General features: G+C 34.1%; 29 protein-coding genes and 1 pseudogene. 8 read left to right on the plus strand and 22 right to left on the minus strand.

The features are described 5' to 3' along the window. Position 1 precedes the first annotated feature (1 nt). Positions 2 to 208 (minus strand): PLD nuclease N-terminal domain-containing protein, encoded by a 207-nt coding sequence (locus tag AC4G3K_RS05630; protein WP_491132735.1) that lies wholly within the window; start codon positions 206 to 208, stop codon positions 2 to 4. 186 nt (positions 209 to 394) lie between these two features. On the opposite strand from AC4G3K_RS05630, the gene AC4G3K_RS05635 reads away from it, so the two are divergent. The 3 genes from AC4G3K_RS05635 to AC4G3K_RS05645 all read left to right on the plus strand — a co-directional run bounded on the left by AC4G3K_RS05635 (position 395) and on the right by AC4G3K_RS05645 (position 2,519). Next, positions 395 to 619: a hypothetical protein gene (locus tag AC4G3K_RS05635; protein WP_491132736.1), complete on the plus strand. Its 225-nt coding sequence runs from the start codon at positions 395 to 397 to the stop codon at positions 617 to 619. 366 nt (positions 620 to 985) lie between these two features. Next, positions 986 to 2,023, plus strand: a complete 1,038-nt coding sequence (locus tag AC4G3K_RS05640; RefSeq protein ID WP_491132737.1) for a MerR family transcriptional regulator — start codon at positions 986 to 988, stop codon at positions 2,021 to 2,023. A 19-nt stretch (positions 2,024 to 2,042) separates the two neighbouring features. Continuing rightward, complete coding sequence (locus tag AC4G3K_RS05645; RefSeq protein WP_491077082.1) at positions 2,043 to 2,519, plus strand: MerR family transcriptional regulator; 477 nt, start codon at positions 2,043 to 2,045, stop codon at positions 2,517 to 2,519. Between the two features lie 502 nt (positions 2,520 to 3,021). Here the strand turns inward: AC4G3K_RS05645 and AC4G3K_RS05650 are convergent. Both AC4G3K_RS05650 and AC4G3K_RS05655 read right to left on the minus strand, forming a co-directional pair. After that, positions 3,022 to 3,564 (minus strand): GNAT family N-acetyltransferase, encoded by a 543-nt coding sequence (locus AC4G3K_RS05650; RefSeq protein ID WP_491132738.1) that lies wholly within the window; start codon positions 3,562 to 3,564, stop codon positions 3,022 to 3,024. A gap of 26 nt (positions 3,565 to 3,590) precedes the next feature. Further along, positions 3,591 to 3,788 (minus strand): annotated as a pseudogene (locus AC4G3K_RS05655) (GNAT family N-acetyltransferase); the annotation flags it as partial. Positions 3,789 to 4,129: 341 nt separating this feature from the next. Between AC4G3K_RS05655 and zupT the strand changes: the two are divergent. After that, on the plus strand, positions 4,130 to 4,939 hold the full coding sequence (zupT, locus tag AC4G3K_RS05660; protein ID WP_491132739.1) for a zinc transporter ZupT: 810 nt from the start codon (positions 4,130 to 4,132) through the stop codon (positions 4,937 to 4,939). A 629-nt stretch (positions 4,940 to 5,568) separates the two neighbouring features. Here the strand turns inward: zupT and AC4G3K_RS05665 are convergent. Continuing rightward, positions 5,569 to 6,390: an STAS domain-containing protein gene (locus AC4G3K_RS05665; protein ID WP_491077078.1), complete on the minus strand. Its 822-nt coding sequence runs from the start codon at positions 6,388 to 6,390 to the stop codon at positions 5,569 to 5,571. Positions 6,391 to 6,764: 374 nt separating this feature from the next. On the opposite strand from AC4G3K_RS05665, the gene AC4G3K_RS05670 reads away from it, so the two are divergent. Continuing rightward, complete coding sequence (locus tag AC4G3K_RS05670; protein ID WP_491132740.1) at positions 6,765 to 7,028, plus strand: hypothetical protein; 264 nt, start codon at positions 6,765 to 6,767, stop codon at positions 7,026 to 7,028. 69 nt (positions 7,029 to 7,097) lie between these two features. On the opposite strand, the gene AC4G3K_RS05675 is transcribed toward AC4G3K_RS05670, so the two are convergent. Then, entirely contained in the window at positions 7,098 to 7,607 is a 510-nt protein-coding gene (locus AC4G3K_RS05675) for an LURP-one-related family protein (protein ID WP_491132741.1), read from the minus strand. Between the two features lie 248 nt (positions 7,608 to 7,855). On the opposite strand from AC4G3K_RS05675, the gene AC4G3K_RS05680 reads away from it, so the two are divergent. Continuing rightward, positions 7,856 to 8,146: a hypothetical protein gene (locus AC4G3K_RS05680; RefSeq protein ID WP_491132742.1), complete on the plus strand. Its 291-nt coding sequence runs from the start codon at positions 7,856 to 7,858 to the stop codon at positions 8,144 to 8,146. A gap of 227 nt (positions 8,147 to 8,373) precedes the next feature. Here AC4G3K_RS05680 and AC4G3K_RS05685 read toward each other — a convergent pair whose 3' ends face one another. The 5 genes from AC4G3K_RS05685 to AC4G3K_RS05705 all read right to left on the minus strand — a co-directional run bounded on the left by AC4G3K_RS05685 (position 8,374) and on the right by AC4G3K_RS05705 (position 13,390). Further along, a complete protein-coding gene (locus AC4G3K_RS05685; RefSeq protein ID WP_491077075.1) occupies positions 8,374 to 9,336 on the minus strand; it encodes a S8 family peptidase in 963 nt (320 codons plus the stop codon). Between the two features lie 135 nt (positions 9,337 to 9,471). Further along, the gene (locus tag AC4G3K_RS05690; RefSeq protein WP_491077074.1) at positions 9,472 to 10,197 is read right to left on the minus strand and encodes a sugar phosphate isomerase family; all 726 of its coding nucleotides are present in this window, start codon (positions 10,195 to 10,197) and stop codon (positions 9,472 to 9,474) included. 719 nt (positions 10,198 to 10,916) lie between these two features. Next, positions 10,917 to 11,534: a DUF7010 family protein gene (locus AC4G3K_RS05695; RefSeq protein WP_491076620.1), complete on the minus strand. Its 618-nt coding sequence runs from the start codon at positions 11,532 to 11,534 to the stop codon at positions 10,917 to 10,919. A 225-nt stretch (positions 11,535 to 11,759) separates the two neighbouring features. Continuing rightward, entirely contained in the window at positions 11,760 to 12,203 is a 444-nt protein-coding gene (locus AC4G3K_RS05700) for a WapI family immunity protein (protein ID WP_491132743.1), read from the minus strand. A gap of 140 nt (positions 12,204 to 12,343) precedes the next feature. Next, positions 12,344 to 13,390, minus strand: a complete 1,047-nt coding sequence (locus AC4G3K_RS05705; protein ID WP_491132744.1) for a DUF2332 domain-containing protein — start codon at positions 13,388 to 13,390, stop codon at positions 12,344 to 12,346. A gap of 331 nt (positions 13,391 to 13,721) precedes the next feature. Between AC4G3K_RS05705 and AC4G3K_RS05710 the strand changes: the two genes are divergently transcribed. Then, a complete protein-coding gene (locus AC4G3K_RS05710; protein ID WP_491132745.1) occupies positions 13,722 to 14,300 on the plus strand; it encodes a GNAT family N-acetyltransferase in 579 nt (192 codons plus the stop codon). A 637-nt stretch (positions 14,301 to 14,937) separates the two neighbouring features. Here AC4G3K_RS05710 and AC4G3K_RS05715 read toward each other — a convergent pair. Together AC4G3K_RS05715 and AC4G3K_RS05720 are read right to left on the minus strand one after the other, a co-directional pair. Continuing rightward, positions 14,938 to 15,147: a hypothetical protein gene (locus AC4G3K_RS05715; protein WP_491132746.1), complete on the minus strand. Its 210-nt coding sequence runs from the start codon at positions 15,145 to 15,147 to the stop codon at positions 14,938 to 14,940. A gap of 177 nt (positions 15,148 to 15,324) precedes the next feature. After that, on the minus strand, positions 15,325 to 15,831 hold the full coding sequence (locus AC4G3K_RS05720; RefSeq protein WP_491132747.1) for an SMI1/KNR4 family protein: 507 nt from the start codon (positions 15,829 to 15,831) through the stop codon (positions 15,325 to 15,327). 976 nt (positions 15,832 to 16,807) lie between these two features. On the opposite strand from AC4G3K_RS05720, the gene AC4G3K_RS05725 reads away from it, so the two are divergent. Further along, positions 16,808 to 16,993, plus strand: a complete 186-nt coding sequence (locus tag AC4G3K_RS05725) for a hypothetical protein (RefSeq protein ID WP_491132748.1) — start codon at positions 16,808 to 16,810, stop codon at positions 16,991 to 16,993. 576 nt (positions 16,994 to 17,569) lie between these two features. Here the strand turns inward: AC4G3K_RS05725 and AC4G3K_RS05730 are convergent. From AC4G3K_RS05730 to AC4G3K_RS05775, 10 genes are all read right to left on the minus strand, one after another. Continuing rightward, entirely contained in the window at positions 17,570 to 17,998 is a 429-nt protein-coding gene (locus tag AC4G3K_RS05730; protein ID WP_491132749.1) for a DUF3139 domain-containing protein, read from the minus strand. A gap of 307 nt (positions 17,999 to 18,305) precedes the next feature. Next, a complete protein-coding gene (locus AC4G3K_RS05735) occupies positions 18,306 to 18,797 on the minus strand; it encodes a hypothetical protein (RefSeq protein WP_491132750.1) in 492 nt (163 codons plus the stop codon). Positions 18,798 to 18,895: 98 nt separating this feature from the next. Then, entirely contained in the window at positions 18,896 to 19,132 is a 237-nt protein-coding gene (locus AC4G3K_RS05740; protein WP_491132751.1) for a DUF3953 domain-containing protein, read from the minus strand. 115 nt (positions 19,133 to 19,247) lie between these two features. After that, complete coding sequence (locus tag AC4G3K_RS05745; protein WP_491132752.1) at positions 19,248 to 19,622, minus strand: DUF2750 domain-containing protein; 375 nt, start codon at positions 19,620 to 19,622, stop codon at positions 19,248 to 19,250. 169 nt (positions 19,623 to 19,791) lie between these two features. Beyond that, a complete protein-coding gene (locus tag AC4G3K_RS05750) occupies positions 19,792 to 20,385 on the minus strand; it encodes a DUF2441 domain-containing protein (RefSeq protein ID WP_491132753.1) in 594 nt (197 codons plus the stop codon). Between the two features lie 1,106 nt (positions 20,386 to 21,491). After that, the gene (locus AC4G3K_RS05755; protein ID WP_491132754.1) at positions 21,492 to 21,722 is read right to left on the minus strand and encodes a hypothetical protein; all 231 of its coding nucleotides are present in this window, start codon (positions 21,720 to 21,722) and stop codon (positions 21,492 to 21,494) included. Positions 21,723 to 21,933: 211 nt separating this feature from the next. Further along, on the minus strand, positions 21,934 to 22,698 hold the full coding sequence (locus AC4G3K_RS05760; protein WP_491132755.1) for an alpha/beta hydrolase: 765 nt from the start codon (positions 22,696 to 22,698) through the stop codon (positions 21,934 to 21,936). A gap of 145 nt (positions 22,699 to 22,843) precedes the next feature. Further along, positions 22,844 to 23,203 (minus strand): DUF4181 domain-containing protein, encoded by a 360-nt coding sequence (locus AC4G3K_RS05765; protein WP_491132756.1) that lies wholly within the window; start codon positions 23,201 to 23,203, stop codon positions 22,844 to 22,846. 240 nt (positions 23,204 to 23,443) lie between these two features. Next, positions 23,444 to 24,202: an HAAS domain-containing protein gene (locus AC4G3K_RS05770; protein ID WP_491132757.1), complete on the minus strand. Its 759-nt coding sequence runs from the start codon at positions 24,200 to 24,202 to the stop codon at positions 23,444 to 23,446. A gap of 2 nt (positions 24,203 to 24,204) precedes the next feature. Next, a complete protein-coding gene (locus tag AC4G3K_RS05775) occupies positions 24,205 to 24,531 on the minus strand; it encodes a PadR family transcriptional regulator (RefSeq protein WP_491132758.1) in 327 nt (108 codons plus the stop codon). Between the last annotated feature and the right edge of the window lie 80 nt (positions 24,532 to 24,611).

Genomic DNA, 24,611 nt, shown 5'->3' on the forward strand with positions numbered 1-24,611 from the left:
TTTACCTTCCTTCCTCTATATGAGCTTTCTTTCCAAAAACTAAATATAGGACTGGACCAATGGTTGAGAACAACAGAATAACGAATACCCAGATAATTCGTTTCTCACCCTTTACCTCTTCCGCATTCTTTTTATTTAAATCATATAAAGCAATAATTTTTAACAATAATTCTAAGACGATGATTGGCAAGACTAACTTCAGTTCCACTTCTCATTCTCCTCCTTGTCAGAAATATTTAAATAATTAAGTAAACACTTAAATAATCTACTTTTATAGTATATGATAAACACCAAAAAATTTTAAGTTTTTTTTGTTCACAAAACGTACACAATCTGTTACGATAATTGTAACAATTTAAACGGTTTTACAATTCCTACAAAGGATGGGGTTATTATGAAATTTAAAACATACGGTTTATTTATTCTTTCAATTATTTTTGCAATTATAGGTCATTTTAAAGTATCTGGCAGTGTTAAGCCTAATGGAGTTGAAGTGTATTCCAACACTCCTGTTATGGAGAGCATCTCAAATGGGGTTTTATTAGGTGGCTTTGTATTCTTTATCGGAATCGGTATGTTAGCTTATTCTGTCTATAATTTTGTAAAAGAACAATCATAATGTTAAACCCTCTGGGAAACCACGAGGGTTTTTATATGCTTTCGCTCCGAAAACTCCTCCCCCATTTTCTAATGATTTAATTTAACTACAGACTTCGCCCTATTCCTTCATTCAACCACCTTAGACCTCATACAGTTCACCCTTTTATCGTGCATTTAATTGTCATGACCTTTATTCCTTCCCAGCATTCACTGTTTTTAGATAGGTAAAACTCACGAAAGTAACAGAAAAACAAGGACTCTGAAGAAATTCAACTTGTTTTGATAGCTTTTGTCATGTAGCAGGAAAAGTGTATTACCAGTGAAGAATACATGTAATACAGAGATACAAACATACCCAAATGATAAAGGGAAGGGATTGTTAAATATGAAAGAAAATCAAATTTTACGAGCATATTCCATTAAAGAGGTTTCACGGAGAATTAATGTACCAGCCGGAACAATCCGCCAATGGGAGAAGGATTTAAATGGTGTATTAATCATTCCGCGATCTAAACAGGGTGCCCGTTTTTATACTGAAGTCGAAATTGCTATTTTAAAAAGAATTAAAGAAATGCGCGATAAGAATCTCAGTAAGGAGATTATTAAAGACATGCTTGAAAAACATTTAAATCAGGAAAAACAACCCATTTCGGACCCCCCCTCCGAAACAATCGAAACATCCCCGGCGGTCGCAAAAAAACCTGCTGAACCAAGGATGGAAGATTTCCTTGTAGCCATGGATGAATATAAAGATCGATTAATGAAAGAGATGTCTTCTGAAATGCGTAATAATCGGCATCTCATGATTGAAGAGGTAAAAAAAGAGATTTCACAAGGATCAATTGATACCATTAAAGGTCTTTCCAAAACCATTCAGCGGTCTAACTTGAAAACAAATGGGGAGTTACGGAAGCTATCTCTGAATGTTTCAAAAGCATCGGAACGTACTTCAGAAACTTTCGGAGCACTGACTACCAGTATTGCGAGATCTTCGGAAGGAGCCTTTGAATCGTTCTCCAAGAGGATATCTGAAGCCGCTGCAGACGGCTATCGAGATTTACTCTCAGACCTCTCTGACTCCGTAACCGAAGCACAGCAAGAAATCAAAAGTGTGACCGAGGCAATTTATCAGGATCGCGAGCAATACTTCGAAACGATGAATAATGAATTGGAAAAATATCGAAATGACATTCGCCAACGAGAAGAAGCTTTTCAACAATTGGTTACGAGCTTCCGTGATGCTGCTCCAACGAAAGAACTAGAAAAACCTAAAACCGTAAAATTCAAAGCTCCTAAAAAGAAAACAACTAAGGACCAAACAAAAGTAAAAGCCACAAAAAATAAACAAGATAAACCGACATTGAAGGAAAAAGAAGTAGTTCCAACAGAAAAAAAATGGTGGAGTTTCCGACGCAAGAAATAAAACTAAATGGGGTGGCAAGGTGAACACGAACGAAGTAGCTAAATCCTTAGGCGTATCATCCAGTACCATTAAAAGATGGGTTAAACAGCTTTCTATTGATCCAGCCAGAAATTCTAAAGGACATTTTATATTTACAAAAGAAGAATTCGGCCAATTGGAACACTATCATAACCAAGACCAATTGTATTCTCTTGATACAATCCCGCATCCTAATAATGAAGAATTTGAACAGCTGAAATTAAAAGTGATTGAGCTCGAATTGAACTTGTATAAAAAAGCGGATGGTGTTGCATCTGTTCAGTTGCTGCAACATCGAAATGAACTTGAAGATTTACTGACGCTTGTTAATGAACTGACAACACGAATCGATCATCTTGAAACTCAATTGAGCAAAACAAAAAAACCGCCTGCAGTGACCAAACCGCTCGCGTTGGAAACCCTTCAAACAACGCGTAAAAGAAAGCGAAAAATAACTAAGATGATGTTTGGATTTTAACGAAATCCTTTCATTTAAAAAATAACGGGACTAGTTCATGAAGTTCCGTTATTTTCATTTATTCTTCTCTTTGCATAGTCAGATTAGCTTCTTCTAATGAATAATGTGCATAGCTCCTTGCACTTTACAACTTTATCATTTTGAACAAAAACACATAAATTGATATCATTGCGTTTGTCTATTCCACTTGGATCTTTAAAATCAATACCTACCTGTTAATCAATTATTCTCAGTGTTGTTTAAGGATTGAACATAAAAAAATCAATATCCCCTGCAAAGTCAGTAGGAGAGCTAAATGAAATAGTAACAGTTATCTCATCTTTCAAAACGTTTATACTGAGTCTTCCAACTCTTTATTTAGTAAGGGAGAAATTGAATGAAAACCAGTCATATACACTAACATTACCACCATTTTTTCTCCTTCTCTTTTGATTAAGTTTGCAGAAAAGAATCTATAAGCAATGGACATATGTTAGATAAGTGCTTCAAGGAGATGGAAACTTTAAGCTTCCCATTCCGGGCGAGTCACTGAAAATATATAGGCATCATGAGATTGATTTCTTTGGTATAAATATCCTCGCAACGTTCCTTCTAACGTAAAACCTATTTTTAACAACAGTTGATTGGAAGCTGTATTTGCGGGAAAAGTAATCGCTCCTATACGGTATAGCCCAAGTTGACAAAAGGAAAAATCCAATACTGTTATTACAGCTTCTCTTGCATACCCTGCCCTCCAATAATCTGGATGAAGCTCATAGCCGACCTCAGCACGTTTGCTTTTTAAACTTAGATTGTTCAAACCAACCGTACCGATTAATCGACCGGAATCTTTTAAAGTAATGCCCCACCTTATGGATTGTCCCAGCGACCATCCTTTTTCCAAAGAGTCCATAATCAGGGCAGCGTCTTTCTTTTTGGTTAAAGGCTCCATGCCATAATACTCCATAACTTCTTGTTTAGACATAATTGAATAATACTCATTTAAATGTGATTTATTTAATTTTACCAATTCCAACCGATTAGTCTCTAATTCTACAAAATCCACTTTACTCCCCCCATTTCCTAATCCCTTCAAATCTCCAGGTGAAGGACCATTTGTTCCCCTTTTTTCCCCATTCTCCTATTACCCAGATCCTTAAAACCACTGGCTTTATATAAAGATTGAGCGGAGATATTTCTCATATTCACAGCCAGAATTACTTCATCCATTTCATTAAATTGATCTTTTATAAAGTCGGCTAAATGAGCTAATGCTTGTTTGGCATATCCCTTTTTTTGAAACTTATAATTTTATGTAAATTGATATTGTTCAGGTGGAAGCTTATAGTCCATCAAGCTATCTATATATTTATCTGAGTACATTGACAGTTCGATTTCAGATGTTCCCATACCTCATCCCCCATATTTTTACTATATGATAAATAATCGGAATAATATTTAATAATAACCATATTATGACAGAAAACACAATTATTAACTTACCTAATATTCTTTTGACGAATATATTTATTAGAGTATATGATTATGAAATAGATAGTTATAATTTTGATTTTTCTTTATATAAAGGTACACTATGGTTAAGTTATTACGAATTAGAGAGGTTTTCACATATGGATCAAAGTGTTTTATTTGCCTTTTCATTAACACTCCTGGCTGGATTAGCAACAGGAATCGGGAGTTTAATTGCTCTATTAACATCCCGTACCAATAAGATGTTTTTATCCGTCTCACTGGGCTTTTCTGCTGGAGTCATGATTTATGTTTCAATGGTTGAAATTTTTGTAAAAGCAAAAGATTCTCTTGTAAGTGCTATGGGTTATGAAAAAGGCTATACAATGACTGTGGTTGGTTTTTTTGGCGGTATCTTACTTATCGCATTAATTGACCGTTTCATCCCAAAGCAGGGAAATCCCCACGAACCCAAAAAAGTGGAAGATATGAATAAGCCACTTAATGAAATACACAGTGATGAGCTTATGAAGATGGGTACATTTACAGCTTTGGCGATTGGTATTCACAACTTTCCAGAGGGTATTGCTACGTTCACATCAGCGATACAGGACCCTGGCTTGGGTATTGCCATTGCAGTAGCTATTGCCATTCATAATATTCCGGAAGGCATCGCTGTAGCCGTACCTGTATATTTTGCGACAGGAGATAAACGAAAAGCCTTTAAACTATCCTTTTTATCCGGCTTGGCAGAACCAGTTGGTGCTTTGGTAGCCTATTTACTATTGATGCCATTTTTAAATGATCTGGTTTTTGGAATTATCTTTTCAGCAGTAGCTGGGATTATGGTGTTCATTTCATTGGATGAATTATTGCCTGCTGCTAAAAAGTATGATGAAGGTCATCATGCCATATATGGCTTAATTGCCGGAATGGCATTAATGGCAATCAGTTTATTATTATTTATTTAACCTAGTATAATATAATAAGGGCTCTTCTATTTAAAGAGAGCCTGTCAGACTGTAGACAAAGTCCTTATTTTAGAGGGCCTTGTCTACAGTTTTTTGTTTTCGCTTTTCTCACCTATCCGATTACGTTATTTTCTGCCGAATGGCCTTGCTTTCCGCGGGCAAGTATCAAGCCTCCTCGTACTTTGCGCTGCGGGGTCTCGGGGTAGGCTTGTTCTTCCCGCAGGAGTTTCTTCCATTCTGCAGTAAATTGAATCCGGCGTTTTAGGGGCGTTTCCTCAGTTTAAGGAAGAAATTCTCCGTGTTTTTTCGTATACATAGGTAGCTGTTATTTACCAAGGTGATGAGGATGTTAACCAAACATATGCAAATGAATCGTGAACAGCTAGAGATGATTACATTAGATGTGTGGGAAGATTATATGGAAGAAGCTGAACATCTTCGTCAAACCGATTAGAATAAGAGCCAATTGGACTTGGGAAAGTTCAAAAATGGACTAAATAAAGATAAGGATAAGTCGATTCTCCTGAAAAGGCAAAATACAAAGAAGGAATTCAGTAACAGGACCACTACTGGGCCAATCTGAATTCCTTTTGTCTACAGTCTGTCAATCTCTTCTATTTTTTTATCTATTAAAAATATTTTTTGATAGCCTGTTGGAGACTGCCAATTGTAGTAGCTTTATTCTCAAAATTAATACCCAAATGGATTATTTGCTGTACAATTTCAGGTCGAAGTCCTGTGATTACTGATTCACACCCCATCATAGCTGTCCCTTCGATTAATTTCATTAATTGTTCTATAACATAAGGGTCCATTTCGGCTATAGCTGATAAATCAATGATTAATGTTTGGATATGATTTTCCCCAACTGCCTGTAAAGCTTTCTTTTCTATAATTTCTGACCTATTATCATCCCATACACCAATCATAGGTAAGATACAAATTGTCGGTGTAATCGGAATAATCGGAACCGATAAATTTTCAACAATTTTAGTCTGTTTCTCAATCAATAAATCTTTAAAATTGGAATAGCTGATGAAAAAGGTATTTAAAAAGCTATCAATTTGATTATTGATCCGTTTTTCCAAAATAAAAAAATCTTCCAGACCAAAAGATTCATTAGATTCATGAACAAACTGATAGATAATCTTCCATAATGTTCTTCTTATTGCCTGTACCCATTCTAATTTAAAATTTAACGTAATAGCATGAGTAGCCCACGCAATACCTTCTTGTTTAGCAAAATCAATGACTTCTTTCTTCTGATCGTCAATGACATATATAACCAGTTTCTGGGCATTATTCAACAAATCTATATTGCCAACCAGTAAAATTTCCTCAATTTTGCTCCTGACGTTTACCGCTTCAGATAATAGCATATCGCTGAAGGATTGACGATTTTCCTCAATGTAACCCCTAATCAAAGCAGCTTTGTCTATGGTTTTATCCATTCTATTCCTCCTATATATCATAAGTCCTGCTAAATAAATTTTAACAAACACTTTAACAACCGTAAAATTTAAAACCCCTCTTTTAGCCTAATGTGTTCAATATTTCGTATAAAGGCACTTACCGATCAATTATCATTAGATGTGAATATTCTATAAGAATAAATATATGGCATATAATCCCATCTTGACAAAAATATAAAAAACCAGAATGAACCCCTATATTACTCCCAGGGTTCATTCCAGTCTCATAATGTTTGTATAATGATTTTTGTATGCCATAAAAGTGTCCTGATGATTCGAATAAAATACAACTACTTTTTTTAAAAATACCTAATATACTATTAAGGATTAGAACAAATTAACGGAGGTCCCTAATGGTAAGTATGAAGACCTTATATGGAATCACCGCCCTTAATTTATTTATCCTGTTGCCCCTCTTAACAGAGTCGACACTTCAGGATTGGTCATTTTCTTTTTCCAAACTCGCATGCTTCCTCTGCCCTCTTATAACGATGATGCTTCTTGTAAAAATCATTCAATTAGATTTATTGAAAACCTATCATGGTCTTGTTAACTTTATTAGCCAACTGCTTATTGGAGGTATTTCAATTATTATTTCATTCGATCAATTTTGGTAATGAGCCACTTTTATGCCATTAGAAGGACGATTCCATTTTTGCTGTAATGATTAAATGTATATTATTCATCTACACTGTACTTTTCGCTGCAGAATGACTTCTTTTTTTGATAGCATTTACACCCATTACGACAGCGATCATTTCAACTATTTTAATATCTTCGGATACTTGGGATAATTCATAAGCAGGATGGGATAAGATGGCACTCACTTTTTGAAATCTGCCTACTTGCTTTCTGTTTTCATTGAGGATTTCATATCTTTGGGAGAAGGTTTCAGAATCTATGCGGAATATCCCTCTATTATGAGCTGTATATTCGTATTTTTTAGCAAAAAAACTAAATCTGGCACGGACAAAACCAAGTTCATCTCCTTCTTGGTTTGTAATAATCCACCTATTACTAAAAAGAGGAAATTTACCACTTATCAAAATATTGCCCTTCAAATCTAATACATCAATTGTTGAAGTGAAAGCACTTTTCAAATCTAATTTACCAACAATCTGTTCATCTTCTGTATAAATATTTTTTTGACCCGATGAAAAAAAACCGTCTGAAAAATAAAGATTCTTATAATCCATTTTGCCACTCCCTTGACATTCATAATTCCCCTCTTCATAACATTTCTACATTCAGATGCGTATTCCTGCCTATAAATATTTATTGCCTTTGCAGTTCGTCTGCCATTATAATAAATATATCATTATCCATTTATTGGATATAACCATATTTTAAATCTTACAGACATTCATTAAAGGAAGGCTTATCTTATCTTTTCTCCTTAAACATTAGTCAGTAGAGAAGAACCTACATAAAAGGAGTGGATACAATGGATTGGAATTTATTTGGCGGATTAGCGATTGCTATTTTTCTTATTCGCTGGGACCAAAATCAAGTTAAGCTAATTCATCTAATGAAAGAGATATTAATAATTGGTTTCTTTGTGTTAATCCTGTCCTTTATCCTGGATGTGGGAAACTTTACATTTTCAGTTTTTAACTTTCTTCCTGATAAATTTAAAATCTGGACTGGTGCTCTGCTTTTTATTTCCTTTATCGGGGCGTTGACTCACCGAGGATGGCGTACATTACATACACACCATGTAAATCGGCATTATTGAAACGGATTGGAATCGTAACCATAATTAGATATATAATTAAAAGGACTGTCACACTGGCTAACCCCAACAGTGTAACAGTCCTTTTTAACTAATTGTATTCTTATATATATATCAAGATACTTACCCTTGATTCAACCAGGAATACCTTTCCCAATCTATCGCTATACTTTCAATAATATCTTTTTGATAAATTAGAACTGTCTTATAAAAACATGGTAATCGTCTAACTACATATCAATTGCATCACGTAGTGACAGTTTATTAATTAACTCTGTTAAGTAATCGGGGGCAGTCAAATATAATAAACCATTCCCCTCTAATTTCGGAGAGTTTCCTAGCGGAATTGTCCTTTTTATTAATTGTGCATATAACTCCGGCTCACTTAACTTCCGTTCGAAGCTGGTATTAGCCATAATCTTAATAAGGGCTAACGCTCCTGCAACATGGGGCGTGGCCATGGATGTACCACTCAAGCTTGCATATTTTCCATCCAAATAAGTAGAAAGAATTTTTTCACCCGGCGCTACTAAATCGATTTCTTTATTGGAATTAGAGAACTGGGATGAACGATGATTAAGATCAATCGCTCCAACACTGATGACTTCATTATATGCAGCTGGATAGCCATACTCATCTGTTTGATCATTTCCATCCCCCTCATTGCCGGCGGCACAAACAACTAAAATATCATTCTTTACTGCGTTCTTAATGGCTTCATGCAACTCTGGTACATCTTCAGGTCCTCCAAGAGACATAGATATGACATCTACCTTTTGCTCTATGGCATAAAGAATTCCATTAACAATCCATTCATATTGCCCGGAACCTTCCTTATCCAGCACTTTTAAAATAAGCAGCTTGGCAGCTGGTGCAACTCCTACTACGCCAATATTATTTTGCGTTGCTGCAATTGTTCCTGCGACATGTGTACCGTGACCGTTATAATCCTGAAACTGGTTTTGATCACTGGCATCATCTGTCGTAAAATTCCGACCGCCAATAATTTGGTCCTTCAGATCAGGGTGGTTTAAGTCACAACCCGTATCCAATATCGCAACAGTCACTCCTTCACCCTTCGTTATACTCCAAATTTCCGGAGCATCAATTATTTCAATCCCCTTTGGCACCTCATTTACCGCATCAATTTTTTCATCAATATGATATGGTATAACTTGCACTTCTCTCTTCATCTTATCTCCTCCATTGGGATTAATTTGAAGCCGGTACCAGGTGTTACCCATATATTAACAATATATAAAGGATTAATATAGGTACATTTGCACTGATTTTTTTGTTTGCTGTAATGATTCAATTAAGTACATGTTTTAATCATTATTCGTCTGCTTAAAAAACACGTAATAAGCCTCCTGATCTAATAAATAGGTTGTGTTACGATGCAGCGCTTTCTTTTGTGTATGTATGTGTATATTCTCTTTTAATGTTTTCCGAATCAACTGGGCTTTGTGTAAACCATTTGCTAACACAATAACTTCTTTGGCCCCTAATATATGTTTATGCCCTACTAAATACGCAGCAGGAAACTCCTTAAAAGCAGGCTGTCGATAATAGTCCTTACTGCCTATACGACGAACATGCGAATAACAAGAATAAGAACTCCTAGGTACATTAAACTCTATTTTAGAATCTGCACCTATTCCCAGTAGGACTAAATCCAATCCACCATAACTAATGATATCATTATCGATTCTCTTGCATTCCTTATAAGGCTTCTTAGATTTCCCATCAAAAAAAACCAACTGAGTCTGTTTGACATTGACTTTGGAAAAAAACTTATTATTTAGAAACTGGCTGCAACTGCCTTCTTCATAAGAACTTCTTCCCAACCATTCATACATAACGGCAAACCGGCACTTTGAGAAATCAACCATGCCTAGCTGGTATTGATCTGTCAATATTTCCAATACTCGTTTAAGACTGTTTTCGGCTGGGAGACCTATAAAAAGACGTGGATTATCATTGACTTCCTGTATGATGATTTCTGCAGCCGACGTTGACATTTCCTCATAGTCTTTAAAAATCGCGTAGTTCATGTTATCACAATACTCCTTCCAATATATAAATACGTAAAGAAATCTTTCTATTCGGTCATTCAACGACGAATCTTATATGTGAAATTCAAGAGAAAAATTCAGATGCGGAGTAAACAATAATATATGTGTTAAACCGAGGAGAGGATATAGTATAGTTGTCAGATGAGTAGGTATAAAGATATATGTGTAATCAAACTATCTTTCCCATAATACAATGCATCCTAAGTGCGAAGCAAGATATTTATCAGAATTTTTTGTTAAAACACCAAGAAGAAAGTCTTACTAAGCTGATAAAGAAGAAAAAATGTCATTTTTAGCGGAATCAACATTTTAAGAATGAATAATAATCAGTCTTGTAAAGCTATATTATTCTTTTTCAAAAATAACTTTATCTTTCTTCTTAACAGTGTTAAAGCTATGTAAAGTCATTTCAATCATGATAATTATTATGCCATTTCAGGCTGGGTTGGAAGCAGAAGCTCTGGATAAGAGCATCATTAATCCTGCCCATGCAAACAGAATACCCCTGGATTGCGTCGCCTCCACAGCTTCCAGCTTTTTCATATCACCATTCATAAAATCGATGGTTTAAAAAATAGACTTAATTAGTAAAAATTGTATTAAAGACAGTTTTTTCGCTATCATCGTTATTGAACTAAAGCCCCTTTTAGTTGAATAAGTAGTTACTCTATTTTTATTTTATTGTATAATTGTGTTATTTATTTTGGGACGATACCTAGCAATCTTCTACCCATTAGCCATATTGCAACACCAGTTCCCCATAAGATTAAGGCAGAGCCAAATCCCACTACAGACATAAACGCATTGATCTGATGTTCCCCCAGTGTGACTTTCTCAGGTACAAACAGCAATGTAATAATAGCAAGTAAACAAAGGAGTGTACCTGTAAAATAATAGAGTCTGACTTGGAAAAGAGGGGCCAATGGGAGAAAATGAACACCGACAATAATAGCGATAACGACAGGTATAAGTTCAGAGTGACTAGTAGCGTTACTGACAGCAATCGTAATTGCTATAGCCAAACCCTCTGCCGCAAAAATAATGTTGAACCAAAACCTTGTACGCTTCCCACGCCTTAAGTCTGCTTTTGAAACCTGATTTGTCAATTCTCGCGATGCGCGCATTAATGAAACACCGCCGATAAACAGCACTATCCCTACGGTAACAGCAACAACTAACAATAATCGAACTCCCCAGCCGTGTAATCCCATAATTCCTGTGTATGCCCAAAGAGTACCAAAGAAAGCCATAAAAAATACACCAGATGCCGTTCCCCGTACTGCAGCACCAGGAGCAGCTCTTGGTGTTTGTGTCACAAATATGAACCTCCTTTCAGTCTAAATATGTGTTCATTACAATCGCATATCATCCTACATTAGTATTTGGTTTAGTTCATTCGGAAAAATCCTATATACCTTATTATAGTTATATTCATTTAGGCGATTTACAGAACTATTCTGCCCCGTTTCTACAACAAGGAGTACAACAGAAAAGGCATCAATCCTTCTTAGGAACAACGCAGCCATTAGTAGGAAAAAACCTTATATTTTTACTCCTTTTGAATCACCATAATGGTCTACAAATTTTCTTAATTCCTCTAATGTTGAGGTTAAAAAACTTTGGTCACTTTCTATTTCAAATTGTAGTTCATTTTCCACATATGCTTTTTCTTTAAAGGAACCCTGTATAACAACTTGGCCTAAGCGGTTAAATACGACCTCTAATTCCAAAGAATTTTCGTAGTTTGAAAAAACAGCGATCCCGTTAAGTTCACGATAGCACTTATCTAATTGCTTATAAAAATCATATACATCACCAGTTGTAAACCACAGTTCACCTAAAATATAATAATTTCCACTCTTAATTTCAATGATACCCTCAGCTTCATAGCCACCAAAATGGCTTGTGTCTTTAGGAAAACCACTTGCATTTTGGAGTTCAATCCGGATTATTCCTCGCTTGCCTGTAATAGTAAATCCATTCATAATTCCAACTCATTTCCTAAAAAGCTAATGGTTAATAATACACTTAACAATTTAAAAATTCAATTTTCTTCTTCCGCTAACCTGCCCCTTTAGCTGCATAACAAAAAAAGAGCTGATCATACAGCCTTTGATATTAGGGTTTACTGAATTGGCATTTGGCTTTTCAAAAACCATTCAAACCATCTACCGTGTCCATCTGTTTTAGCTATAGTATTTTTACTCTCAACACCATCCAAATAATAATCAAGATGCAAGTACCTATCTTGAATGTTATTGTAGATATGAAATACGTCCCTATTCCTACCAATACCTTCAACAATTTGCAACAGTTGTTTTTTCCTTTCTAAAGGTATCTGGTTAGCAACGTGAGTATGAAAAATACAAATCACGCTGTCTTCTGAAGTGTTATCAACAAATTTAGGTAACATACTGATCCCTTCACCATCATATAAACTCACTGGAACTTCTTTAATATAACTTGTAGCTTCTTCAAACATAAACAATCTCTCTTTATGTTCTGTCCATATTAAGGATTTAAGCCACAATTTCTCATCTTCATCATTTAAATTAATTGTATTTAAATCTATACCAAGCCTTGCCGATACTGGCGGCGGTGTCGAATGGAGAATCGGAGTATTTTCTCCTTTTATTTGTGCAGTAATATTAAGCCTGGAATCAATACTGCCATATATGTTATTTTCCCCGTATGAGTATGAATATTGGTCCCAAAGAAGCTGTAATCCTGCACTAGTTCCAATTTCAATAAGTGTTAGTGGTTTCTTCACTATCTCATAAATAGTACAAAAAACAGGATAAAGATATGCACATCTTCGTACTTCATTCGTTTGGACAAGTCTAGTCTTGAGAATTGACTCAATTTCACTCCGATGTTTAAAGCAAAAATCCTTAAAGAATTTATACGATCCCTTATATGACTTTGGATTACTAACTATACTTGGGTAAAATTCTTTTAATGGGTGGTCCTTACCTTTTAGTAAAAGATAATGTACTGCACCGAATAACAGGTTTGGAATAGGTTGCCCCTCTCCTGCATTACTACAAATTTCAAGAAGTTCATAATCCTTAGAAATATTTATGGATAACAATTCGTATAATGGACTTGATCCTTTACATTCCCTTTCGGCAAAGGCCAAAAAAGTTTGAGATAAAACTTTGTTATCAACCAAAGAAACTTCCCCCTTCTATAACAATCTCTTAAATAAATTCTACGATTACCAAAATAAACCTTTTCGGATTTAATATTTTAACCCTCAAATAACAATACTACCTCTCCTTCTGTTTCTATATTTCAACTAACCTGCCCTTAGCCGCATAAGAAAAGACTGTCAATTTGACAGCCTGATCTTATGCTATTGCCCCTGATAGTTGAACAACTTTTAATATACTTACTGGTTTTTTCTTAGGGCTGTTTTCGTAAAGATTGTTGCAAATATAAAAAGGGTTATATAACCATTTTATGGTAACATTAGAAGTGAATTGTTACTTTGGGGATGAAATATGAGATTTGAAAGTCGTTTAAAGAATATGCCTGATTTTGAGACTGGACGTTTAATTCTAAGGAAGTTATCTTACGATGACTTGGCTGATGTATATGAATTCTGTTCCAACCCGAATGTTGCGGGACCTATGACTTGGGAAACCAATAAAACGATAGAAGAAACACTTCATTTTTTAGAAGCTGTTATGAATGGTTATGTTAACGGTGAAACAGGTGAATGGGGTATTGTTTGGAAAGAAACAAACAAAGTCATTGGAGTTGTTGCTATCATTGATTGGAGTAATAAACATAAAAGTATTGAAGTTGGATATTTTTTATCGGAAAAATATTGGGGTAAAGGGATTGTGACAGAAGCGTTAGGCAAAATCGTTGAGTATGGTTTTACTGAGTTATCAGCTAATCGGATAGAAGGTAGATGCGACACTGATAACATTGGTTCACAAAAAGTAATGCTGAAATTAGGTATGAAATATGAAGGTACATTACGAAAAAATGAATTTATTAAAGGCGAATTTCGAGATACGCAATTTTATTCAATTCTTGCCAATGAATTCAATGTTAATGAAAAAGCATATTAAAGAAAATAAGTATACAGCCGACTCCTTTTTGAGGCGGCTTTTTTACACTTCACGCAAATAGCTAACCGTAATTAAATTAGATTTCTGAGACGCACTTAAAAGAAATCTATAAACCCCTTAGACAAATTAATTTTTTCTTTTCAATCCTTCTTCCGCTAACCTGCCCCGTTTGTGGAATAACAAAAAAGGGCTGATACACAGCCTTAGATATAGAAGTAATGCCCTATTATAGTTGAACAAGAATAATGTTTATGTACTTACCATTATTGAGTAAATAAGCAATAAAGTCATAACAATGCCTATAACATATACTGAAAAAATTTTAAGTTTATTGCTTTGAAATGTCTTAATCAAAAGGTAAAAGAAACCCACTACCCAAATGCCATTTTGAAAAAAAGTAGAAATAATTTTCTTTAACATATTGAAATAGAAAAATGCATTCTCCATTAACAACCCTCCTTTAAATAATCAGAGAATTATATTCGAGAAGATATATTCAAATTCCTTCTTTATCTAACCTGCCCCTTTAGCTGCATAACAAAAAAGAGCTGATCACAGCCCTTGATTTTGGAGTAATGGCCCCGTTTGTTTAAGTGTGTTATTTTACAAATTAAATAATTGCTATATAAATAAATAATTAGAGGTTTATTTCGTATATTTTTTGATAACCAAAAGGTAAAAGTGAAGCAACTAACATACCTACTACTATAAAAGAAGTTGCAAAAACTCTATATTTTAAAATTGAAATATCTTTTCCTTTATAGGCTATACTTAATACTTTAATCATAGAAAAAACAGTCATAAAAATTATTATAGCTGAAAAAATACTCGTTAGAATTACTGGCATTTTTAAACCTCCCTTATCAAAAATTCAAGTATCTTACAATCACTCACTCAACACACAAAATTTTATCTTCTAATACAAAAGTTATTTCATACATATATTAATTATTCCCTATGATATGTACATATCCTTCTTCCGTTAACCTGCCCCCTTAGCTGTAAAAGAAAAGTCACAAAGAGATTACCACTCTTTGCTTGCCCATTCCCAATACCTTTCTCCATTTACTCTTACCATCCGATCCAACCAAGTGGGAAAATCACAAAGCAAGCCGTATACAGGTATTCCCATTAAAATCAAGTAATTCCTATCTGACGAAAGATCGATGTAAAGTCCACCTATATCTTGAACATACCCAATTGGATACCAATCGTCTTTATATTCCATCGGCACATAGTCACCTGTTTTTACCTTTTCTAATATTGATAACGATTCTTCTAAAGAATATATGTAAAATAAAGTTCCGTAATCCCAAGAGAAAAAGTTTGCTCCATTGTGTAGGCGGAGAAAACTTTTATAGTCTTCAGGTAAATTCTCATATGAATTTATGGCATCTTCATCAACTGGGGCATTAAATTCAAAACTCATATCGAAAAGATGCCCATCACTAGATTGAACAGTTAGCAAGTTTGTATCACTCAACCTAGCTTTTAAACTACTCAATACATTTGCGATACTCGTCTTTGACAAATTTCTCTCCTCCGTTTTTTGTTGTTATTTAAACTAACCTGCCCCGTTAGTAAAAACGACTGCTCTTATCACGCAATCACAACTTTTAACTCAAGAACGGTGCAATAATGAGCATTATCACTACACAAGTAATTAGAAAAACACTTACTTTCCTAGGAAGTTTCGTCATTCCCTTCCCTTTGTAAAACCCAGAAAATTGAAGTTTATTTCTATAAAGTACGAAGAGTGAGAGAATAATTGCTAATCCTATAAACCAACCTCCTGCGGTGTTATCTACATCTATTCCTAGACCTGAATAGACTAATTTCACCAAACCTCCTAATAAGGCACCTAAAATAAAATATATAACTGTTATACGAAGTAATTCTTAGATTATTCTCATTTGATTCACTACCTTATTATGAAATTAAAGGACTAAAATCCTTCTCGCTAACCTGCCCCGTTTGTGAAATAACAAAAAGAGGTAGGTTAAGCCCTTGATATCATTAAGACCTCTATTTGTTTAAGATCATTATCTTAACAAACTGAGTAATATAAATGTATTCCTCAATTCTTTGGATTAGTTTTTGAAACTAAGAATAATAATGAGGCGAAGAACGATGCATTTGATAGACTAACAAATATTCTCATTCCCTCACTAAGCTCCCCAATTCCAAATAGAATATGAAGTATTGAGATGATACCAGCGATAACTGCTATAAAGATGACAAATAAATACATACCTATTCACACTTTCACTATTTTGTTGTTGACCTATATTTTTATGGATTAATTTTACTAACCTGTTCGGAATATTTTTCTGTTCAATCCATCTCCATTATTCTTTATATAACTTTTCTAAATTCGACATTAAATAAGTGATTTCCTTCTTCCGCTAACCTGCCCCTTTACTTCCATTGATAAAAATAAATAATATAAAAGATCATTTAAAAATTATTAAATATGTATAATAAAGGAAAGGAGGTGAGGTGAATAAATGAAAAAAATATTGTCACCTTTTATATTTTTAGCCCTTATTTATTTGTATACTTTTCATTCAAATGATATTAGTTTATTACATAAACCAATTGTCTCTATCTTTTTATATGTTGCAGCAATAATAGTCTGTGCTTTAATGCTAGTAAATGTAAAGAAAGAACGAATGAGCAACAGTGGTGATTAATTATTTAGAATTTTAAAAGAGGATCTATCTATCAAAAATAGTCTCCTCTTTTTTGTAGGAAAACAGTAAAATTGTGAAAAAATGTACTTAAACTAATCTGCCCCGTTTGTTCCATAAGAAATTCAACACAAAAAGGCATTAATCCTTCTCCTTGGATCAACGCCCCTGTTAGTTTAAGTGTAATGGCACTCAAACTTGGTTACTCATCACAGGCATACTGTCCCTTTTTTAAGCTAAGGGGTTCTTATTGTTGGTAATAGAATTAACTTGATTTAATATTCTTTAATGGTCTTCATTTCGCTTCAATTTAAAGGTAGTTAAAATGAAAATTGGAATTTCTGGAAGTGTAAACTATTTTTGGTCTAAGTAGCTCGGCATATGTGATGTTGGTTCCTTACCCTAACTATATAACAGTTGTCTTCCCTTGCTTGATTGGTGCTATTTTAGTTGGATGGGCAGTTGCTGATATTATCCAGAATAAAACTGTTTTGACAAAGAGTTAAATGGAACAATCTAAAATAAACGATTAAATAGTGAATTTCTATTCAATATCAGACAATATAGAAGGTTAATTAGTCATCTATTCGTATACATACTTACACATTTATCTTCGCTTTGCTTTGTTTGTTCTGTATTTATTGTTGTTACTCCGTCCACTAAATCATCCTTTTCACAAAATTGCTTTATCAATTTACCTTTTTTCTTAATACCATAATAATATGTCAAATTAGGCTCATCTTTAAAAGTCACCATATAACGGGCGTGATAAAAATCCTTGTTAATAATGTCCTTCGGTTCAACCGCAAGTTGCTCAATAATATCTTCATCACTGTACCCTCTTTGTTCCAGATAAGGTGGCAAATTTTTATTCAGAATATAGTGTGTATAAGGATTGCCATTATTCATAAGATAAATGCCCCCGAAAGGAATAAGAAATATAGACACTACAAATAATGTAAAAAGAATTTTGGTTACCACTATCGAGCGATTTACATTCTTTTTCATATGTAAACTTCCTTATAATAAGATTACGATTCGTTTAATTCTACTTATCTTTAGTACAATGCCCCGTAGAATTGGCTCAGTTACTTTTTAGTTAATCTTACCAAAATTATAACTCCATAATCACAACCAATGTTGAATAATCTCTAAAGATTAGGCGAGATAATTATGTGATAATAACCTTTCTTTTCTTCTTCCGCTAACCTGCCCCGTTTCTACAATAAGGAATTCAACAAAAAAGAGCTTTAATCCTCCTTTGGATCAACGCCCCAGTTTGATTAACAAGAAGAGGAAATAGAATTAGTGACAGCTATTTTCGTTCTTCTTTTCCCCGATTGTTCGAAAGAATATATACGATAGCAACCAAAATTGAAAAGGTTACAAACATAAAATAAGTATTGATATTAAAATTCTGGTTGTTGATGTGAATACTTAATCCTGAAGTAATCGCATCAACATATTCCGCATCTTCAACTCCATCTCTATTAAGTAACGCATTTTTTATAACTTCACGATATTCATTCAATTCTTTTTGTCGATACAAATAGGCGACAGTTAAGTGAGTAAGTAAGCTAAAGATGCTGATGATATAAACAGTAGTGCTAACCAAATGCTTACGAAAAATACGAACCCATAATATCACCATAATGATGAATAATGGAAATAAAATCGAAGCTACCAACAAAGCTGGATTACCGTTTCCAGATGAAGTTCCTGGTTCTGGAGTCATTTGATTAATTATTAGGAAGACTCCCAATGCTAAAATACTTACAACGATTAGCGTAATCTTGGTAAACTTCATCATATCCCCCTATATTCTCTTATTCAGCTAACCTGCCCCGTTAGCAGCATAAGAAAAGGCCATCAATTTGGCAGTCTTTTCTTATGCTAATATGCCTGTTAACTCAATAAGAATCCCTGAATTGAAACATAGAAAGCAAAACCAGAAACACCGATAGACATATAACCCCAAAATGCTCTTTTATCTTTTTGAAGCTCAATTAGTCCCGTAGTCAATAAAAAAAAACTTAGTACCATCATTAAATAAGGCATATACTCAAGGTTTTTAGTTATTAGACCAAAAAACGCTAATGCAAGACCACCTATCGATAAAATAATCCTTAATGTTTTTAGCATATTTCTCTCCCCTTACAATAAGTCATTTCCCCAAGTGCCCCGTTACTTTAAGTACACTTTTTCACAATCGGTCCTTTGTAAGTTGATTAATTTGATATTGAAACGCAAACCTACCCTAATAATTCTCTAACTCACTATTTAAATCCCTTAATAACATATCGATCTCCACCATTACTGAATCTTCATTGACTGGAAAAATGGATGGTTTAACTATATCTTTCTTCATACCGACAAGCCAGTTCTCGATAAACTTATATAAGTCAATTGGTTCAGCTTTGAATTTACTCCACTCATTAACAGCATAGTATTCTGCAAATTCTTTTTTAGGAAAGAAAGGAATCAACATATTTCCATCATCATCCTGTGCTGTTGCCCAACCATCGTCATATAACCCCCAGACTTCCTCATAATCAGCGACCTTTTTAATAAAATACTCATATCTTATATTTGTGGGTTGTTTAATTATCGAATCAAATTCTTTTTGGTTCATATTTATATCCTCCAGTTACTGCATTTACCAAGGCATTTAACATATTCTCCAATACTGATAAAAAAACCTTCTTAAACTAACCTGCCCCTTTAGCAGCATAAGAAAAGACCATCAATTTGACAGCCTTGATTTGATAGAAAATTCCCCCGAACTTCTCTTGCTATATCTACTAAATTACGTAGTCGTGTATAATTTCCACAACTTCAATTTTTCCGTTAATCAGTAGTTCAGGAAGCTCATTTTTTACATTACCTTTCCAATATTCTCTGGCTTGTTCAATTTTTCTAGAAAAAGAAACTCCATCTGCTTTTGGTAAAAGGTCTCCATCACCCTCAAAATAATTTCCTATTACTCGTAGTTTTACAATCTGAATAACTTTTCGATTGTAAGTATCAAATAATTCTTTCCACTTCAGAGCTCCTTCATAGCTTTTTGCTGCGTATAAGCAAGATAATCTTGACGGATATTCAGGATATTCTTGCAGTCTAACCAGCTCTGTTATCACTTCTCTGATAGCTCTAATTGTTTGATCCGTATAATCTGCAACTATCTTTGCATCCTCTTTATCCAAGTGCAGTCCATCATTTGAGAAATGACTGTATAAAATTTGGATAATGTCTTCGTCTTTAGAATTAAATATTTCTCTTTCAAAAAAGAAGCGATATAAGGTGTTTTTTTGGTTCCTATCAAAGTTAATGATCTGTCCGATATTCATTTCTTTATTAGTAACAATGTGATAAGCATAAAACTCCGTCCCCGTCATACTTTTGTCTCCAGTTAAACTATATAAGTTGGCTATATATAATGAAAACCATCCTTCAATTCCACTAAGAATAGTTGTTTAAATGTTCTAAAACCTGTTACGTTACTACTAAATAGTTCAACAAAAAGGCCATTAATCCTTCTTCCGCTAACCTGCCCCTTTAGGAGCATAAGAAAAGACTACCAATACGGCAGGTTTGAATTGACTTTGTTAGTTGAGAACTATCTAATATATTGAAGGATTAACTGATACAGTGCTATGCAAAATCCTAAAATACAAGCCTTCATTTTAGATGGATGCTTTCTCCCACTGATCAATATGTAAAAGAGAACTAGCAAAAAACCTGATGGAATCCATAGCTGAAAGGAACCTTCTTTTGTACTTTGAGAATAGATTGGAGCTATGTAAGTGCTTATCAGAAAGTAAAAAAATATAGTGAATCGTCTTGTTTTTAATTGCTTGCTCCACCTTACTAAAAAAATAATAATTATTATTGCGATAATTGTTATGTGTAAAGGGGGTAGAAGAATAAAGGCCCCTTGTCCAATTTTGATTTCCAACCTAAATTTCCTCCTTTTTAATAGTTTACCACCATCCATAGGTAAATTTAGGATGTTTTAGTTAAAATCATATCTTCTCGGTAAATAAGCAAATAACCAGATTCCTTGTTCAACTAACCTGCCCCGTTTGTTCAAGAAGGCATACCCAATCCATTTGTACGTAAACGGATAGCAGCTTCCCTTTTATTCAAAATCAACAATCTTTACAAATACAGCCTTTTGATTAAATTAGTATAACTTAGGATTTATAATTAACATCATATAGTGATAAAATAGAAATAGCCAAGGAGCGGGAACTCCCTGGCCTAACTACAACTACTGTACGAGGTAGTGTTCAACAAGAATTATTTCTTCTTCGAAGAACTCCCCTTATGTTTCTAGGCGCGGGGGAGTTTTTCTTTGCCTCTCACTAATTTCAACCAAGTACATCATTAGATATTTTATTAAATGAACCTGCCCCGTTAGCGGCATAAGAAAAGAGCTGATCACACAGCCCTTAATATTGATGTAATGCCCCGTTTGTTTAAGTACATTAGAAACCAACAGTTACCCAAAGTATGTATCAAAACACCTAACAACCAGATCCATACTCACTATCCCCCAGCTAGTGGCACCACATATCCACCAAATTACAGCTTTAGCTTTTGTTGAATTTCCCTCGTCTTCCGTATTTGCTTTCATAAAAGCGACCTTACTTTCCATACCTTTTTTCATAGAAACGAGAACAACAAATCCGATTATTATGAAACCAATAGTTATCCAGAGCAATAAGTCCACCTTCTATCCCTCTTTTTTTGTGAATTACTTTCCAATCTCCTTTATTCCTGCCCCTTTAGCTTCACTGGGTTATTTAATTCTACTACCAACACGACAAATCCTTCTTTCACTAAACTGCCCCTATACTTCCATAAGGAGTTCAACATAAAAGGGCGTTAATCCTTCTTCGATCAATGCCCCCCGTTTGTTTAAGTACGAGACTTCTTTATCTTCAATTATTGATAAAAGAAAAAAATTTAGGTGCTCTTTCTCTAAAAAATGAATAGTTGTGTTCAGCATCAACAATAATTGCAAACTCTGTATTTGATACTTTCATTTTTAAAATATCATAAATGCTTTGATTTGAAGCTAAAAACTCCTTGTTTACGACTTCTTCATTTCCAGATTCTCTATCTCCGCAGTCTAAGTAAATCGTTTTAATTAAAGATAAATCAGCTTCCTTTATTGCTTTTTCAATTTCCTCTTGGTTACGATAAAAAGCAGAGGATAATACGGTTATATTTTTGAATACTTGAGGATAACGACACATAGCGTACGTGGTAATAAGTCCCCCTAAAGAGATACCTGCCATTGCGGTATTATCCTTTATCGTGCGGTATTTATTGTCTATAAATGGCTTTAGTTCAATCACGATAAAGTCAACATACTCTATCCCTTTTCCACCAGATGTACTATCGTTTCCTAATATTTTTTTGCTATATTCCCCATTTTCCCAAGGACAATATTCATTTATTCTATCCTTGGTATTTTGATCTATTCCAACAACGATAACTTCTAATCTATTTTCATCCAAGTATTTTTTAAGTTCTAGAGATGTACCACCAATTGCATCTTTATCATTAAAAACATTTTGTCCATCGTGCATATATAATACAGGGTATTTTTTCTTACCTTCATCGTAATTCTTAGGTAGATATACTCTAATTAATCTATCTTGTTTAAAGGAATTCATATATACAGGAAATATTTCTAACAAGTTAATCCACCTACGCTTTCACTCTTATATTTTCAACATACTATTTAATCAATTATATTATTCCTTCTTCCGCTAACCTGCCCCGTTAGCAGCATAACGAAAGCCAGATTATCACACAGTCCTTAATATTGAAGTGATGCTTCTGTTAGCTATATAAGAGTATAATGAACAAACAAATACTCATCATTAACATCGAGCTGATTAGTGTTGGAATATATTGCTTTGATTCCTTTAGATACTTCCACTCCAATATAACTTGAAATCCCTTTAAAGTGACTATCAATACAAACCAATGCCACTTTAGTAGGACATCAGACTCCTGTGTAGTGGCAGATAAATAGGAGAATATAAAAATAACCACTAATATCGTTCTTCCCCATCCCTGAACGATTTTACCAGGAGTTTCGGAGATTTCTCTTCTCTTTACACGCAGAGATTTTTCTACTTGGCTTTCTATACTAATTACTACTAAACCTAAAACAATAAGAATCGCCCATATCCACACAATTAACCCTCTCCATTTGTCTTTATTAGTCACAGCTTCTTATACTATAACCATATAATTCGGTAAGTGTGATAGCATATCCTTTTAAAGCTAACCTGCCCCTTTTCTACAATAAGGAATTCAACAAAAAGGAGCATTAATCCTCCTTGATCAACGCCCCCATTAGTTTAAAAACATCTTTTCACAAACATACTAATTTAAACTCATATTCTCCTTATTAAAAATATATAATTCCTGCGATTATTTTGTTTCTTCTTTAATTCTTTCTTTATTCCACAAAATAAATATATAGATGCCAATTAGAGCAAAAGGAATTGTAGCGTTCAATATGGCCTTTGTTTGATCTTGGAGAGTAGTAAGATTGATAATTCCTTCTGGTAAAAATAAAAGAATTGGAAGAATAATAATTGTCAAAGACTTACTCCAAACGGCTATCCAAATGAAAATGATGGCGGCACAACCGATTGCAACTATATTTCCAATCATCCCAAATTCAAAGGTAGGTGTTTTAATAGCGTTATTTACATAAATGTGAATCATAAATAATAAAAATGGGACTACACCTGTTATTCCTAATACGATCCATTCGTTTATTTTAGATAAATGTCTACTTGAGACATATTTGAACACAATCGCAGTTGTAAATAAATAAAGTAAGAATATCAATGGATAACCAACTAAATCAATGATTGAGAATTCTAAAACGCCACGAATTGCTTTACCTGTTAGTATAAAAGCAAATGCTCCAATCATAATTATAGGTACATATTTAACTAACCCCTTCAAATCAAAGGACATTTCATTTGCTACTTGATCCATATACTCTTTAGGACTTTTTCCTATGATATCATCTATATTTTTACCGTTCTTTTCAGCTTCACAAAGATGGTCTTCTAATTCTCCAATAATTTCATTGATTTCTATTTCTTTTTTACCACTTGAAATCAAATACACTCTTAGATTTCCCAGAAAATCCCTACTTTCCGTTGATATACGCATATTTAATCCCCTTCCTTCAATAGCTGGTGGACACTATTAGAGATAGCCGCCCAATTCTTCTTAAATTCTTCTAATTCTTCGTACCCTTTCACTGATAAGGAATAATATTTCCTCATTGGTCCGCCTGAAGGGAGCTTTTTCTGACTTACTGTAACTAGACCTTCCTTTTTCATACGGAGCAATAATGGATAAATACTTCCTTCACTAACCATCGTAAAGCCGAATTCACTCAATTTTTCCGTCATTTCATATCCATAGGTTTCTTTTTTAGAAATTATCGAAAGCAGACACCCCTCTAAAATTCCTTTAAGTATTTGACTCGTAGACAATTAGTTTCCTCCTTTAAAGGTTTCACTCAACTAACTTGCATTACAAGGTAGTTGAGTGAATAAAAACTATCTTGCATTGC

This window comes from Bacillus sp. z26 (assembly GCF_058313635.1).